The organism is Herbiconiux sp. L3-i23 (genome assembly GCF_023734115.1).
Taxonomy (GTDB): Bacteria; Actinomycetota; Actinomycetes; order Actinomycetales; family Microbacteriaceae; genus Naasia.
The window spans coordinates 736351-751571 of the sequence record NZ_AP025737.1 but is presented as its reverse complement, the minus strand read 5'-3'; the positions used below and the strand labels follow the sequence as shown (position 1 = coordinate 751571).

Annotated in this window: 13 protein-coding genes; 4 read left to right on the top strand and 9 right to left on the bottom strand. The window is 69.3% G+C overall.

Annotated features, from left to right (window positions below; genetic code table 11):
- The first annotated feature begins 51 nt into the window (after window positions 1-51).
- A complete protein-coding gene (gene glgB, locus NGH83_RS03570) occupies window positions 52-2271 on the top strand; it encodes a 1,4-alpha-glucan branching protein GlgB (protein ID WP_251857697.1) in 2220 nt (739 codons plus the stop codon).
- A gap of 475 nt (window positions 2272-2746) precedes the next feature.
- The gene (locus tag NGH83_RS03565; RefSeq protein WP_251857696.1) at window positions 2747-4258 is read left to right on the top strand and encodes a sugar transferase; all 1512 of its coding nucleotides are present in this window, start codon (window positions 2747-2749) and stop codon (window positions 4256-4258) included.
- Window positions 4259-4514: 256 nt separating this feature from the next.
- On the opposite strand, the gene NGH83_RS03560 is transcribed toward NGH83_RS03565, so the two are convergent.
- On the bottom strand, window positions 4515-5477 hold the full coding sequence (locus NGH83_RS03560) for a tetratricopeptide repeat protein (RefSeq protein ID WP_251857695.1): 963 nt from the start codon (window positions 5475-5477) through the stop codon (window positions 4515-4517).
- Between the two features lie 5 nt (window positions 5478-5482).
- The gene (locus NGH83_RS03555; protein ID WP_251857694.1) at window positions 5483-7270 is read right to left on the bottom strand and encodes a hypothetical protein; all 1788 of its coding nucleotides are present in this window, start codon (window positions 7268-7270) and stop codon (window positions 5483-5485) included.
- A gap of 309 nt (window positions 7271-7579) precedes the next feature.
- Between NGH83_RS03555 and NGH83_RS03550 the strand changes: the two genes are divergently transcribed.
- Both NGH83_RS03550 and NGH83_RS03545 read left to right on the top strand, forming a co-directional pair.
- A complete protein-coding gene (locus NGH83_RS03550) occupies window positions 7580-9169 on the top strand; it encodes a DivIVA domain-containing protein (RefSeq protein ID WP_251857693.1) in 1590 nt (529 codons plus the stop codon).
- A 31-nt stretch (window positions 9170-9200) separates the two neighbouring features.
- Window positions 9201-10256, top strand: a complete 1056-nt coding sequence (locus tag NGH83_RS03545; protein ID WP_251857692.1) for an AI-2E family transporter — start codon at window positions 9201-9203, stop codon at window positions 10254-10256.
- 13 nt (window positions 10257-10269) lie between these two features.
- Here the strand turns inward: NGH83_RS03545 and NGH83_RS03540 are convergent, their stop codons facing one another.
- The 7 genes from NGH83_RS03540 to pyrH form a co-directional block, all read right to left on the bottom strand.
- Window positions 10270-10986 (bottom strand): alpha/beta hydrolase, encoded by a 717-nt coding sequence (locus NGH83_RS03540; RefSeq protein WP_251858439.1) that lies wholly within the window; start codon window positions 10984-10986, stop codon window positions 10270-10272.
- Between the two features lie 32 nt (window positions 10987-11018).
- Window positions 11019-11321 (bottom strand): hypothetical protein, encoded by a 303-nt coding sequence (locus tag NGH83_RS03535; RefSeq protein WP_251857691.1) that lies wholly within the window; start codon window positions 11319-11321, stop codon window positions 11019-11021.
- A gap of 48 nt (window positions 11322-11369) precedes the next feature.
- Window positions 11370-11954 (bottom strand): lytic transglycosylase domain-containing protein, encoded by a 585-nt coding sequence (locus NGH83_RS03530; protein WP_251857690.1) that lies wholly within the window; start codon window positions 11952-11954, stop codon window positions 11370-11372.
- 192 nt (window positions 11955-12146) lie between these two features.
- The gene (locus NGH83_RS03525; protein WP_251857689.1) at window positions 12147-12698 is read right to left on the bottom strand and encodes a DivIVA domain-containing protein; all 552 of its coding nucleotides are present in this window, start codon (window positions 12696-12698) and stop codon (window positions 12147-12149) included.
- Window positions 12699-12781: 83 nt separating this feature from the next.
- Complete coding sequence (locus tag NGH83_RS03520; RefSeq protein ID WP_251857688.1) at window positions 12782-13777, bottom strand: phosphatidate cytidylyltransferase; 996 nt, start codon at window positions 13775-13777, stop codon at window positions 12782-12784.
- A 3-nt stretch (window positions 13778-13780) separates the two neighbouring features.
- Window positions 13781-14335: a ribosome recycling factor gene (gene frr / locus NGH83_RS03515; RefSeq protein WP_251857687.1), complete on the bottom strand. Its 555-nt coding sequence runs from the start codon at window positions 14333-14335 to the stop codon at window positions 13781-13783.
- Window positions 14336-14423: 88 nt separating this feature from the next.
- Complete coding sequence (pyrH, locus tag NGH83_RS03510; protein WP_251857686.1) at window positions 14424-15137, bottom strand: UMP kinase; 714 nt, start codon at window positions 15135-15137, stop codon at window positions 14424-14426.
- Between the last annotated feature and the right edge of the window lie 84 nt (window positions 15138-15221).

Genomic DNA, 15221 nt, shown 5'->3' with positions numbered 1-15221 from the left:
ATGACCGCCCCGCCGCGGAACGCGGTTCCGAACGAGAACGAGGAAGGCCCCATGGCACGAGCGACGAGCGGGAAGACCCCCCTCACCCTGCCGACGATCGACGACGACACGCTGCGCCGGGTCGCCGCAGGCACGCACTCGGGTCCGCACTCCGTGCTCGGCCAGCATCCGGTCGCGCTCGAGCAGGTGACCGACCCCGTCGTCGTGATCCGCGCGCTGCGACCGCTCGCCGACAAGGTCACCGCGGTGCTCGCCTCGGGCGCTCGCATCGAGCTCAGCCACCTCGGTTGGGGGATCTGGCAGGGCACGAGTCTTATCGGGTTCCAGGACTACGAGATCGAGGCGAGCTACCCGGACGGCACCGAGTGGACCGTCGACGACCCCTACCGCTATCTGCCGACGGTCGGCGAACTCGACCTGTTCCTCTTCGGCGAGGGACGCCATGAGCGCCTCTGGGACATGCTCGGCGCTCGAGTGATCGATCACGAGGGCGTGAGCGCGAAGGCCCGCGGCACCGCCTTCGCCGTGTGGGCGCCGCACGCCCAGGCTGTTCGCGTGATCGGCGACTTCAACGGCTGGGACGGCGTGCTGCACAGCATGCGCCGCCTCGACGTCACCGGGGTGTGGGAACTCTTCGTCCCGGGTCTCGAGGCGGGCAACGCGTACAAGTTCGAGATCCTCACCGCCGACGGCCGCTGGATCGAGAAGGCCGACCCGATGGCGCGGCACACCGAGAAGCCGCCGGCCACCGCCTCGATCATCGACGAGAGCTCCTACGTGTGGAGCGACGAGGCGTGGATGACCTCCCGCGCCGCGCACGACCCGCACCGCCAGCCGGTCAGCGTCTACGAGATGCACCTCGGCTCGTGGCGGCCGGGGCTCTCCTACCGCGACCTCGCCGACCAGCTGATCGACTACATCCACGAGCTCGGCTACACCCACGTCGAGTTCCTCCCGCTGGCGGAGCACCCGTTCGGCGGTTCATGGGGCTACCAGGTGTCGGGCTACTACGCGCCCACGTCGCGCTTCGGCAGCCCCGACGACCTTCGCTACCTCATCGACCGGCTGCACCAGGCTCGGATCGGCGTCATCATGGACTGGGTTCCGGCCCACTTCCCGAAGGACGAGTTCGCGCTCGCACGCTTCGACGGCCAGCCGCTCTACGAGCACACCGACCCCCGCCGCGGCGAGCAGCAGGACTGGGGCACCCTGATCTTCGACTTCGGCGAGTCGCATGTGCGCAACTTCCTCGTCGCGAACGCCCTGTACTGGCTCGAGGAGTTCCACATCGACGGACTCCGCGTCGACGCGGTCGCGTCGATGCTCTACCTCGACTACTCCCGCAAGGAGGGCGAGTGGCTGCCGAACATCCACGGCGGCCGCGAGAACCTCGAGGCGATCAGCTTCCTGCAGGAGGCGAACGCGACCGCGTACCGCCTGCACCCCGGCATCATGATGATCGCCGAGGAGTCGACCAGCTTCCCCGGCGTCACCGCCCCGACGAGCGAGGGCGGCCTCGGCTTCGGCCTCAAGTGGAACATGGGCTGGATGAACGACGGTCTGCGCTACATGCACGAAGACCCGATGCACCGCTCGTACCACCAGAACGAGATCACGTTCTCGTTCGTGTACGCCTTCTCCGAGAACTTCCTCCTCCCCATCAGCCACGACGAGGTCGTGCACGGCAAGGGGTCGCTGCTCGGCAAGATGCCGGGCGACCACTGGCAGCAGCTCGCGAACGTGCGGGCATTCCTCGGCTACCAGTGGGCCCACCCCGGCAAGCAGCTGCTGTTCATGGGACAGGAGTTCGGTCAGCCCTCCGAGTGGAGCGAGGAGCGCGGACTCGACTGGTGGATCCTCGACCAGCCCGCCCACCGCGGCCTGTTCGACTTCGTCGCGCAGCTCAACTCGGTGTACCGCGACAACCCGTCACTGTGGGAGCGCGACAGCGACGCCGACGGCTTCGAGTGGATCGACGGCAGCGACTCCGCCAACAACGTCGTCTCCTTCCTACGGAAGGACGCCGACGGCAACCCGATCGCCGTGATCGCCAACTTCAGCGGACAGACGGTCGGGCCCTACCGGGTCGGCCTTCCGACCTCCGGCGCCTGGCAGGAGCTGTTGAACTCGGACGCCCTCGAGTTCGGCGGATCCGGTGTCGGCAACTTCGGCGAGGTGACGGCCGAGAACGTGCCGCAGCACGGGCAGCCGTCCTCCGTCGAGCTGACCCTGCCGCCGCTCGGTATCCTGTACCTGAAGCCGCGCCGCTGATCCGGCCGACCCCGTCGGCACCACCCCTCTGGCCCCCGTTTTGGGGACCGCGCACCCCCCATCGGGGCGGCCTGACACCTTGAGCACGCCCCCGCGGCTGGCTAGTCTGATCTAGCCGGTCAACGGGTTTCGTTCACCCCACGTCCTACAACTCCTCGACCAGCGCAGAGAGCCCACCCAGCCCTCTTCACCCACCCCTTCTCGGTCGGTTCACGCCTGCCGTTTTCGGACTACCCACCCGAAAGAGCTCCCCCATGCTCCGCATCATCCCCCGCACCCCACTCTCCGCTCTCCGAGAGCGTTCGCGCACCGCGTCCTGACCCACAGGGCGCGGCCGTTCCCGACCCACGGGAACGATCCGCGCGATATCGGCGGCCCCACCGTCGTTCCCCCACCCACCCCTCTCGGAGTCCTGCCACCCCCATGGCTGGAGCACGCTCCGATACCTGTTTCACACCCGAATGGACCAGGCCTCGTGACTACCCTCACAGAGCTCGCCGTCGACTCGTCGACCGCACACCCCCTCCTCACCGCGACCACCGCCGCGCGCCGCAAGGCCGCCCGTCGGTCGTGGACCCGGGCGTACGCCCTGCGCCTCACTCTCGGCGACGCCGCCGCCGTGCTGCTCGCCGTCGCCGGCGCGCACGTCCTGCGGTTCGGCTTCGACTCCGAGGCCATCAACTCCGTCGGCATGCTCGACGGCCTCGTGCAGCAGACGCAGGTGTCGTTCGCCCTCGCCGTGATCTGGTTCACGGCGCTGCGCGTGTTCGACACCCGCAGCCGCCGCATCATCGGCGCCGGCAGTACCGAGTACAAGCGCGTCGTCGACGCGTCGGTGCTGACCTTCGTGGTGTACCTCGTCGCCGCGTACTTCCTGCAGCTGTCCGTCGCCCGGTCGTACGCCCTCATCGTCTTCCCGCTCGTCACCGTCGCGATCCTCGCCAACCGGTGGCTGTGGCGTCAGTGGCTGATCGCGAAGCGCCGCCGCGGCGAGTACTCGTCGCAGGTGATCCTCGTCGGGTCGCCCGCCGAAGTGCGCCGCACCGCCCGCGACCTGATGAAGCAGACCCAGCACGGCTACCGCGTCGTCGGGGTCAGCCTCACGGGCGCGAACAGCGACACCGTCCTGTCGGGCACCGACATCCCCGTCGTCGGCAGCATCGAGCAGGTTCCCGGTCTGCTCGCGCAGTACGGAGCCGACACCGTCCTCGTGACCGGATCCGAGCACCTCTCGGCCGACCGGGTGCGGGAGATGAGCTGGGGCCTCGACCCCCTCCGCCACCAGCTGCTGCTCGCGCCGTCGATCACCGACGTGGCCGGCTCCCGCGTGCACCTGCGCCCCGTCGCAGGGCTCCCCCTGGTGCAGGTCGAGACGCCGAACGTCGAGGGTCCGCACCTCGTCGCGAAGCGCGCGTTCGACGTCACGCTGTCGGGGCTGATGCTCGCCGCCCTCCTCCCCCTGTTCGCGGTGATCGGCCTGCTGGTGCGCCGCGCCGACGGCGGTCCCGTGTTCTACACGCAGGAGCGCATCGGACGCGACGGCGAACGATTCCGGATCTTCAAGTTCCGTTCGATGTACACCGACGCCGACGCCCGCCGCGCCGCCCTCGTCGCGGCGCAGGGCGGCAAGGGCCTGTTCAAGATGAAGGACGATCCGCGGGTCACCCCCGTCGGCAAGGTGCTGCGCAAGTACTCGCTCGACGAACTGCCCCAGCTGATCAACGTGTTCCGCGGCGAGATGAGCCTCGTCGGCCCCCGTCCCGCGCTCGCGGAGGAGGTCGCCGAATACGACGACAAGGCGCGCCGCCGCCTGGTCGTCACGCCCGGCCTCAGCGGACTCTGGCAGGTCAGCGGCCGCTCGAACCTCGAGTGGGAGGACGGCATCCGCCTCGACCTCTACTACGTCGAGAACTGGTCGATGACCGGGGACCTCATCATCCTGTGGCGCACGGCGAAGACCGTCCTCTTCCCCGACGGAGCCTATTGACCCATTGACGCTGTAGACCTCCGCCGGTCGGGACTTCTCTCCCACCCCCAACGAGAGGCGAACAGGGCGCGCCCCCCCACGAGTTCCCCAGCTCGGCGCCCAGGCCCGTGAGTCTCGATCGGCGGACATCCTTCTCCACCTCCCCCATCGGAGAAGCCGCACCCAAGAAAAGGATCAGCGCCGGTGAGCGACCCGAAGGTCTCACCGGCGCTGATCTGTTAAGTGACGCTGATCTGTGGCCGTTGCGAGGGGCGGGTCAGTACAGGAGGTTCGCGAGCCGTCGGCGGGCGTCCGCCACGCGAGGCTCGTCGGCCCCGACGATCTCGAAGTACTCGAGCAGACGCGCGCGGACCCTGTCCTTGCCCTGCTGGTCGAGCGAGGGGAACAGGGTGAGAAGGCGGTCGAAGGAATCCTCGACGTGGCCGCCGGACAGGTCGACGTCGGCGACGTCGAGCTGGGCCTCGAGATCAGCCGGTGCGGCGGCCGCGGCGGAGCGCACTCCGTCGAGGGTCTTGCCGCGGAGCCGTGCGATGAGACTCACCTGAGCGAGCCCCGCCACCGCGAGCGAGTCGTTCGGGTTCTGCGCGATCGCCGTCTTGTACTCGGCGATGGCGGCGTCGTAATCGCCGCGCTCGATCGCCTCGTACGCCTCGGCGTGATGCGGCGGCAGCGGCTCCTCGACGGGAGTCTCGTCGGCCGCGCTCGGGGCGGCGCCCTGGTCCTGTGCCGCGACCGTGCCGGTCACGCCGTTCTGGGCGGCGAGCCCGAGCAGCTGGTCGAAGACCTCACGGACCTGCTCCTCGGGCAGGGCGCCCACGAATAGCGAGACCGGCCGGCCCGCGAGGACCGCGGCGACGGTCGGCAGCGATTCGGCATGGAACGCCTGTCCGAGCTGGGGGTTGGCGTCGACGTCGATGGTGACGAGCAGCAGGCGTCCCGCGTACTCCTTCACGATGCGCTCGAGCGCCGGCGAGAGCGTCTTGCACGGCTCGCACCACTCTGCCCACAGGTCGACGACGATGGGGACGGTGCGCGAGAGTTCGAGCACCTGGCCGAAGTTCGCGTCGGTGCCCTCGAGGACGAGGCTCGGGACGGGCATGGCATCGCCGGCAGGCGCGCCGCCCTGCGGTGCGTTCGCCGGCTGTTGTGCTCGGTTCAGCAGCGGCGAGAGGTCGACGCCTCCGCGCAGATTGCCGAGCGGTGGAACGGGCGTGCTCACGGAAACTACAACTCCTTCACAGCGATCAAGCCCTGACTGTACCCGAGCAGCACCACCTGGCTCGTGTCGTCGGTGCTCGGCGGCACGTAGAACAGCAGCTGATAGCCGTAGGTCGACTCGACCGCGGTCTTCGTCGAGGTGAGGCCGGACAGCGCCTTCACCTGGCCTTCGAGGTTGACGGTCGCCCCCTCTTCGGCCACTCGGGCGGTCTCGCGTTCGACGATGTCGGTCGCGACGATGGCGCCAGATTCGTTGCTCGCGAAGGCGATGACCGGTCCGGTGCCTGCGCCATTGCCGAACTCGAGGGTCGCGGTGCTCGGCAGGGCCGCCCGCTTCGCGTTCTTGTAGTCGAGGCCGACCTGGGTGCGGAGTCCGTCGGGCTTCTCGGCGAAGATCGAATAGAACTCGCTCTCCGGACCCTTGGCGAGAAGGTCGGCGAACTGGACGCCCAGCTGGTCGGGCCGCACCGACAGCAGGCGGCTGTCGGGCGCGACGACCGGAGCGCCGACCGTCGGCGGCGCGACGGCCGGGAAGTCGATGTCCGCCTGCAGGCGCATGGCGTAGGTCACGAGGTAGTTCTCGCGCGGCGTGGCCTGGATCATCACGAGCACGGTCGGCGGGGTCGTGTCGGCGCCCTCGCCGACGACTGCGAGCACGCGACGGGGCCACGTGTCGGTCGCTTCGGGCAGATCGAGCCGCAGCGGGGTCGCCGGGATGGCGTCGGGCGCCGGGATGTTGCCATCGGCGCCGCGCATCGCGTAGTTCGCCTCGCGCTGCTGCAAGGCGGGGCCGGTGAACCGGGTCTTCAGCAGGTCGAGGTTGCGGGCCGCGTCGGCCTCGGTCGCGACGGCGGACACCGTCTCGACGATGCGCTCGACCTGGGGCTGGGTGACCGCGACGGGCGTGATCTCCTCGTCGGCCTGGGCCGACGCGGAGGCGCTCGGGGTCGGGGCCGGTGCGCCGCCGAAGTAGTCGTCGAAGTCGGCCGACGTGCAGCCGCTCAGGACGAGCACGCCGGCACCGCCGATGGCGAGCCCCGCGACGACGCGCTTCGCGGAGCGGCGGCCCTTCGCGGTGACCGTCGGCTCGAGGGCCCGCTGCTTCGGCGCCTTGATGCGCGGAGGGGCGGGCATCTTCGGCGGCGCCTTGCGGCGCGGTCCACGAGTGCGGCGCATGTGCACGAGCCCCCAGATGTAGAGGCCGAGACCGACGAGCAGCAGGATCCCGCCGCCGATGATCAGGGGGCCGGCCCATGGCGTGAGGTGCACGACGGGCCAGCTGACGGAGATCTCCGACGGGGCCGGGGCGGTGCCGTCGCTCGCGAGCAGGATCGAGATGTCGTCGGGGACGTTGACCGTCCATCCGAGCGATCCTTCAGCGCTGGTCTCCTCGAGCCAGAGGTCCGACCCTGCGGGAGCGGGCGGCGCCGCGTCCTCTTCCGCCGCGGCGGCGTCGGTCGGGGGAACCGGGTCGCTCACGACCTCGGAGGTGAGGCTGCTCGTCTCGGCGTCGTAGCCGATGCTGTTGTACGGCTCGTCGCCGAGCCAGGCGAGCATGTCGCCGGTGCGGCCGTACGCGGCGAAGACCGTGTCGGATCCGGAGGCGAGCAGACGCTGCTGACCGGTGTTGCTGTTCATGACCGAACCGTCGATGACGGTGTACGCCGCGTCGGAGTCGATCTCGACCGTGGACGCGACCCGGTCTTCAGGGGCCAGGATGGTGCGCTGCGCGATGCCGAATGCGATCATGCCTGCAGCGACCACGAAGGCGACGATGGCGAATACGAATCGCAAGTGGGGCTACTCCTTCCGCGCTGCCGACACGCGGCGTGCGAACCCACGGTTCATCGTAGGGCGGCACCGAACGGGGGTTCGGAAGGCGCACGGTGAATCGGGTTCCGGCGAAGTTCGTTGATGGGCGGACCTGTCGAGAAAATCACTCAAGAATACGGGACGCTGTCTGAGGACGTACCCCGCGTTCACTCTCAGTGAAACCCCCGGCCGCGCCCTCCCAGGGCGCTCGCAGTCGTCGGTCTATGCTGAAACCGGCTCTTTCGGAGCCCTGCGCCTTTCGACCGTGCGCGATCTACAGCAGGAGTGAACGTGGCCACCGACGAAGCGAACTTCAGCACCGTGATGCGCGGATACAACCGCGAAGAAGTCGACAAGGCGCTGGTGGATCTGCGCCGTGACCTCATCAAGGCGAACACCGAGCGGGCCGAGGCGCAGAAGGAGATCAAGCGCCTGGGCGCCCGCGTCGAGGAGCTCGACGCCGAGCTCGACGAGGTCGGCAGCCCGACCTATTCCGGGCTGGGCCACAAGCTCGAGAACACCCTCCGCGTGGCCGAGGAGCAGTCGACGAGACTCATCGCTCAGGCCGACATCGACGCCGAACGCCTGCGCTCGTCGGTGCAGGCCGACATCGACCGGCTGAAGTCAGACACCGCCGACCTCGCCGAGCGCACCGTGAATGAGGCCCGTGCCCGCGCGACGTCGATCCTCGAGAGCGCGCGCGGCGAGGCCGACGACATGACGCTCCGCGCCTCCGAGCAGTCGGAGCAGATGGTGCAGGACGCCACCCGCGAAGCCGCCGCCATCCGGGGCGCCGTCGCCACCGAGGCCGCCGAGGTGCGCGGCACCGCGAAGCGCGAGGCCGCCGCGATCCGCGCCACCGCCGAGCGCGAGGCGACGGAGCTGCGTGCCGTCGCCGATCGCGAGACGGCGACCGCCCGTGACGACGCCGCTCGCCTCGTCCGCGAGACCGAGGCGGGGCGCGCCGCCCTGGCGAGGGAGCTCGAGGAGGCGCGGACCAACATCGACCGCGACCTGACCGAGACCCGTGCGACCCTGGCGCGCGAGGTCGAGACGACGCGCGCCGCCATCACCCGCGACCTCGAGACCACCGCCGCCGAGATCGCCCGCGACCGGGCCACGACGCGCAACGACCTCGACCGCGAGATCGAGAACACCCGCGCCGCCCTCCGTCGCGAGGTCGAGGACGAGCGCGCGAATGTGCTCGCCGAAGTCGAGACCGCCCGCATCGAGCTGGCCAACGAGGTCGAGACCACGCGCGCCGCCCTGCTACGCGAGACCGAGCAGACCCACGCCCAGCTCGCCGCCGAAGCGGCGGAAGCGCACGCGGCCCTCGCCGCCGAGCTCGAGAAGACCCGCACCGATTTCGAGCGCGAGGCCGAGGCCGCCCGCTCGGCGGTCGGCGAGGAGCTCGACGAGGCCCGCGCCGTGATCGCCCGCGAGATCGAGCAGTCACGCCTCGACCTCGAGGTCGAGATGCGGGCCCGCCGCGACGAGGCCGAGCGCGAGTACCTCAGCCGCCACCAGGAGGCGGTCGCCCAGACCCAGAAGTACCTCGACGAGGCGAACCTCCAACTCGCCGACGCCGTTCGTCGCGCCGCCGACAAGCGCCTCGAAGCCGACACCCTTGAGATCGCGTCCGAGCGCGACGCGCGCATCAAGCGCGAGGAGTCGGAGGAGAACGCGGCGCTCATCGTCCGCGACGCCGAGGACCGTGCCCGCGACATCGTGACGGAGGCCGAGGACCGCTCCCGCGCCCTCATCACCGACGCGGAGGAGCGTCTCGCGCAGATCAAGATCGAACGCGATGCAGTTGCGGCATACTTCGAGAACCTGAAGAGCGTGCTGAAGCAGGCCGACACCGTCGCCGCCGAAGACTGAGCGCGACGATCGACCTGCCGGAGACCCATAAGTGAAGATCCTGAACCCGTTCCGAGTCGGCCTCCTGGCGGGTCTCGGCGTCCTCGTCGCGATCCTGATCGGCTCGATGATCGGGCAACTGGCCACGATCCTCACCTACGTGGGCGCCGCCCTCTTCCTCTCCCTCGGACTCGACCCTCTGGTGTCGTTCCTCGAGCGCCGGGGGCTCCCCCGGTGGGCGGCGCTGCTCATCACCCTCGTGGTGGTGATCGGCGCCTTCGTCGGCATCCTCTTCGCGGTCGTGCCGGCCATCGTCGCCCAGGCCGGCAAACTCGTCCAGGAGATCGTCGACTACACGCAGAGCATCACCTGGAGCGACTTCCTCGCCAACATCCAGTCGCTCGTCGGCGACACGATCGGCGTGGACATCAGCGACGTGGCCGACCAGGTCGTGCAGTACCTGCAGAGCAACTTCGACACCATCACCGGCGGCGTCATTTCGGTCGCGACCGGCGTCATCGGCGGTGTCTTCGGCGCGATCATCGTGCTGATCCTCACCCTGTACTTCACCGCGTCCCTCGACAGCTTCAAGCGGGGCCTCTACCAGCTCATCCCGGCGACCAAGCGCGAGAAGTTCGCCGACATCACCGAGCAGATCACCCAGTCGGTCGGCCGCTACGTCATCGGGCAGGCGGCCCTCGCCCTCTGCAACGGCGTGCTGAGCTTCATCTTCCTCAGCATCATCGGCGCCCAGCTGCCCGTCGTGTTCGCGTTCATCGCCTTCCTCGCGTCGCTGATCCCGCTCGTCGGAACGATCAGCGGCTCGGTGCTCATCGTGCTCGGCCAGATCCTGCTGCTGCCCGACTCGCCGGCGACCTGGATCACCGCCGCCGTGTACTACCTGATCTACATGCAGGTCGAGGCGTACCTGCTGAGCCCCAACATCATGAACCGCGCGGTGAAGGTGCCGGGCGTCGTCGTGGTGATCGCGGCGCTGGTCGGCGGCACGCTGCTCGGCATCCTCGGCGCGCTCATCGCGATCCCGGTCGCCGCGGCGATCCAGCTCATCATCAAGCAGGTCGTGATCCCCCGGCAGAACGAGCTCTGACTCGAGCGGACGCTCAGCCCTCCCACGTCGTCGACAGCGGCGCCGCGGCGGGGTTCATGCGGGTGACGATCGCGTCGAGCACGATGCGGGTGTAGTTCTCGCCCACCCAGAGGTGCTTGGCGCCGTCGACGGAGACCAGTTCGATGTTCGGGGCTGCGGCGAATCGCTGGCGCGCCTCGTCCGGCTTCAAGAAGTCGTCGTGTTCGGGGATGAGCGCCATCACGGGGCGCGTCTCGTCGGCCCACGCCGCCACTTCCGCCTCGCTGGTGCGATGCAGCGGCGGCGAGAGCAGGAGGAATCCGTCGACGTCGTGCTCCCTGCCGTACTTCAGCGCGAGCTCGGTGCCGAACGACCAGCCGAGCAGCCACGGGTGCGGCAGCCCGCGCTCGGCGACGAATGCGAGTGCAGCGGCGACGTCGGCGCGCTCGGCCACTCCCCCGTCGAACTCCCCCTCGCTCGTGCCGCGGTCGGAGCGGGTGCCACGGGTGTTGAAGCGCAGCACTGCGATATCCGCGAGAGCGGGGAGCCGGCCGGCGGCCTTGCGCAGCAGGTGCGAGTCCATGAACCCGCCGGCGGTGGGCAGCGGGTGCAACGTCACGAGGGTCGCGACCGGCTGCCTGTTCTCCGGTGCGGCGAGCTCCCCGACGAGGGTCAACCCGTCGGCGGTGACCAGCTCGATGTCTTCGCGGTGGGCGGGCAGCTGCACGCCGCCCTTGATCTCGGTCGTCATCGGGTCACCGGGCATCACGTCGTCCTTCGTGGTCACGGGCCGGCCACCTTCCAGCACTGCTCGTGCCAGTGCCGACGGTCGGAGAGGTCGCGCGCGTCGCCGAGGACGCCGTCGGCCCGCCAGACGACGAGGTGCGCGACGCCTTCGTCGATTTCGTTGCCGCAGCCCGGGCAGCGGTAGATCTTCTGAGCCGACGCGGCTCCGACGGGCTGGATGTTCCACGCCGCGCCCCGCCGGACCTCGGTCCTGCGCCACCCCGACGTCAGCCGCGAGAGATCGACCTCATCGGGGTCCTGCCGAGCACCCTTCCCTCGGGGACGGTTGCTGCGCGGCATGCCTCAATCGTACCGGCGCGCCGGCGCGGGCGACTCGGGTGCGAGGGTTCAGTACCAGCCGCGGTCGACCGACGACTGCCACGCACCGCAGGGGCTGCCGTAGCGGCCGGTGATGTAGCCGAGGCCCCATTCGATCTGGGTCGCGGCGCTGGTCTCCCAGTCGGCTCCTGCCGAAGCCATCTTGTTGCCGGGCAGTGCCTGCGGGATGCCGTAAGCGCCGCTCGAGGCGTTGAAGGCGTTGACGCGCCAGCCCGATTCCTTCTTCCACAACGCGACGAGGCAGTCGAACTCGGTGCTCGCCCATCCGCGGGCGGCGACCTTCTCGGCGGCGATGGCCTGCGCCGAACCCGGGTCGGGCACCGCGGCGGCGGGCGGAGCCCACCCCTCGCCGCCCGACGACGATGCGGCGGGCGTCTCGACGACCTTGGGCTTCTCGGTGACGCTGAAGTTGTCGCGGACGATCGCGGCCTGCTCGTAGCTGCCGCTCGCGTCGAGCACCTGCGGGTCGACCTCGACCGCGACATGGTAGTAGGGAGAGGCCGTGGCTCCCGCGTACGGGTCGGTGACGTTCACGAGGATGAAGGCGAACGCGGCGAGGAAACCGAACAGCGAGAGGGCGAGATTGCCATGCATTCTGCTGCGGTAGCGGGGGGTCGCCGAGCGGGCAGCGACCGCTGCGACTCCTGCTCTGCGCGTCCCGGAAAGGGCGACTTCGCGTCCTGTGTGCTTACCCACGATCAGACCAGGGTAGCAAACGCCGCAGAAGCGGGGCCGGAAGGGCACGGTCATGGGGATCCACGGCGAGTCGCCCGTGATCGGGATGGGTCAGCGTACGGCGAGCATGACGTCGATGACGCTGTCGAGGAGCAGGTCCACCTGCTGCTCGCGGTACCCCCCGCGCTGCGATCGGAACGCGACGGTGCGCACCTCGTCGATGCCGACCTTCTCCCCCTCGCGGAAGTAGCGGCGGAGCTTCGCGCAGAAGCGGTCGACGTCCTTGCGACGGTAGCCCTCGCTTAGACCGCCCGTGCGGGCGAAGCGGTGGTTGTCGGGGCGTCCGAGCCGGTCGAGGATCTCCTGCGCGCTCGCGCGGGCCTGACCGAACCACGCCTTGTCGCCGACGGTGCGGTAGGCCATCTCGCGTTCGCGCAGAGCGAACGCGTCCTCGAGGCGCTCGAGGGCCGCATCCACGTGCACCGTGGAGTAGCCGCCGCGCTCCATGGAGAAGGCGGTCCTCCGGATCGAATCGGCGTCGAGACCGCCGGACTCGTCGGGCGAGCGCTCGTAGGCGCGCCGCGCCTCGTCGAGGAATGCTTCGACCTCATCGACACGGTAACCCGAGCGGGTTCGGCGCACACGCGGAAAGGTCGTCCCCATGGGTCCCATTGTGGACCATCCCCACTCTGGAGACCCGGCGCGGAAACGGGCCGTCGCGGAAAACGCGATACCCGCTGTCGCGGTCAGGCGAAGATCAGATAGAGCACGTAGGCGACGACCGCCGACGGCAGGATCGAGTCGAGCCGGTCGAGGAAGCCGCCGTGGCCGGGGAGCCACGAACTGATGTCCTTGATGCCCAGGTCGCGCTTGATCAGGGATTCGGTGAGATCGCCGACGGTCGCGGTGATGACGAGCGCGAGCCCCAGGAGCACACCGACCCACCACGGTTGTCCGAGGAGGAGGACGGCGAGCAGCACCCCGGCGATAACCGCGGCCGCCGCGGCACCGGCGAAGCCCTCCCACGTCTTCTTCGGCGAGATCCGCGGCGCCATCGGGTGCCGCCCGAACGTGAGACCGGTCGCGTACGCCCCCACGTCCGTCGAGACCACGATGACGAGGAAGGTGAGAACCCACCATTCGCCGCCCTCATGGGAGAGCAGCACGACCGCGAAGCTGCCGAGCATCGACACGTACAACTGGATCAGCGCTCCGGCGCCCAGATCCTTCAACAGGTCACGGCGAGGCACCCGGTGCGAGGCGGAGAGCCCCTCGACCAGTCGCCAGAGCGTCACGAACGCGATCGCCGCGGTGATCCCCCACCATTGGCCGACCGGCGGGAAGAAGTACGACAGCGGCAGGACGACGAGGACGCCGAGCACCGAGGCGACCCGCGGCACGTCGCGTCCCGCGTAGCGCAGGGCGCCCGCGAGCTCGACGGCGACGAACCCCATCAGCACCAGGGCGACGAGCAGGAAGAGCTGCTTGACGAAGATCAGGCTCGCGAGCATCGAGAGCCCGAGGATCAGCCCGAAGAGGATCGCGAAGAGCAGGTTGCGGCCCGTGCGGGCGTTGATGCGCTCTTGGGCGTCATCGAAATGCTTGCGGGCGTCACGCAGTTGCGCCTCGAACTCGGACAGGCCCGAGTCGAGCTGGGCCTGGAACTCCGACCGGTTGCGCGGCGGCTGCCTGCGCGACCGCTCCGCGGGACGTTCACGCGGAGGGCGAGCCTCCTCGTTCACTCGTCACACCTCGAGCAGTTCGGCTTCTTTGCGCTTCAGAGCCTCGTCGATCGCGTCGACGTGGGTCTTGGTGATGGATTCGAGCTCCTTCTCACCACGTCCCACCTCGTCGTCGCTGACCTCGCCCTTCAGGGCTTCGAGCTCGTCCTTCGCCCGGCGCCGGATGTTGCGGATCGACACCTTGGCGTCCTCGCCCTTGCCGCGGACGATCTTGACGAATTCGCGGCGGCGGTCCTCGGTGAGCTCCGGGATCGTGACGCGGATGATCGTGCCGTCGTTCTGCGGGCTCGCGCCGAGGTTCGGGGTGGTCGCGATGGCCTTCTCGATCTCCTTCAGCGCCGTCTTGTCGTACGGCGTGATGATGATCGTGCGCGCCTCGGGATTGTTCAGCGAGGCGAGCTGCGCGAGCGGAGTGGGCGACCCGTAGTAGTCGACCATGATGCGCTGGAACAGCACGGGGTTCGCGCGACCGGTGCGAACGGTCGAGAAGTCGTTCTTCGCCGCCTCGACGGCCTTCTTCATGCGGTCGGTCGTGTCTGACAGGACATCAGCGATCACTTCGGGCCCCTTCGCTTCGGTGCAGAACCACACCATTCTAGGCGGACGCTCCTCGGCGCCCCGTGCACGCCGTCTCCGGCGTCGCGCATCACGCGGTGACGAGGGTCCCGAGCTGCTCGCCGAGGATCGCCTTCGTGACGTTGTCGGGTCCGTCGATGCCGAACACGACCATGTCCATGCCGTTGTCCATGCAGAGGCTGAACGCGGTCGAGTCGACGACCTTGAGCCCCTTCTGCAGCGCGTCGATGTAGGTGACCCGGTCGAGCTTCACCGCGTCGGGGTCGATGCGCGGATCGGCGGAGTAGACACCGTCGACTCCGTTCTTGGCGACGAGCACGACGTCGGCGCGGATCTCGAGTGCACGCTGCGCCGACACGGTGTCGGTGGAGAAGTACGGCAGACCGGCGCCGGCACCGAAGATGACGACTCGGCCCTTCTCGAGGTGACGGATCGCGCGGCGCGGGATGTACGGCTCGGCGACCTGGGTCATCGCGATGGCCGACTGGACGCGGGTCTCGGCGCCCGCCTGCTCGAGGAAGTCCTGCAGCGCGAGCGCGTTCATGACGGTGCCGAGCATGCCCATGTAGTCGGCCCGAGCGCGCTCCATGCCCTCCTGCTGCAGCTGGGCTCCCCGGAAGAAGTTGCCGCCGCCGACGACGATCGCGATCTCGACGGTCTTCGCTGCCTCGGCGATCTGCCGCGCGAGTCCCATGATCACTTCGGGGTCGACCCCGAGGGAGCCGTTGCCGAACGCCTCGCCCGACAGTTTGAGGAGCACCCGTCGCTTGCCTGTATCCGTCATCCGCCCGGTTCCTCCTCGTGGATTCGGCTCAAAGAGTTCGGCCTCGCCGATTCGGCCCAGACAACCTTAGCCGTCCGCGCGACG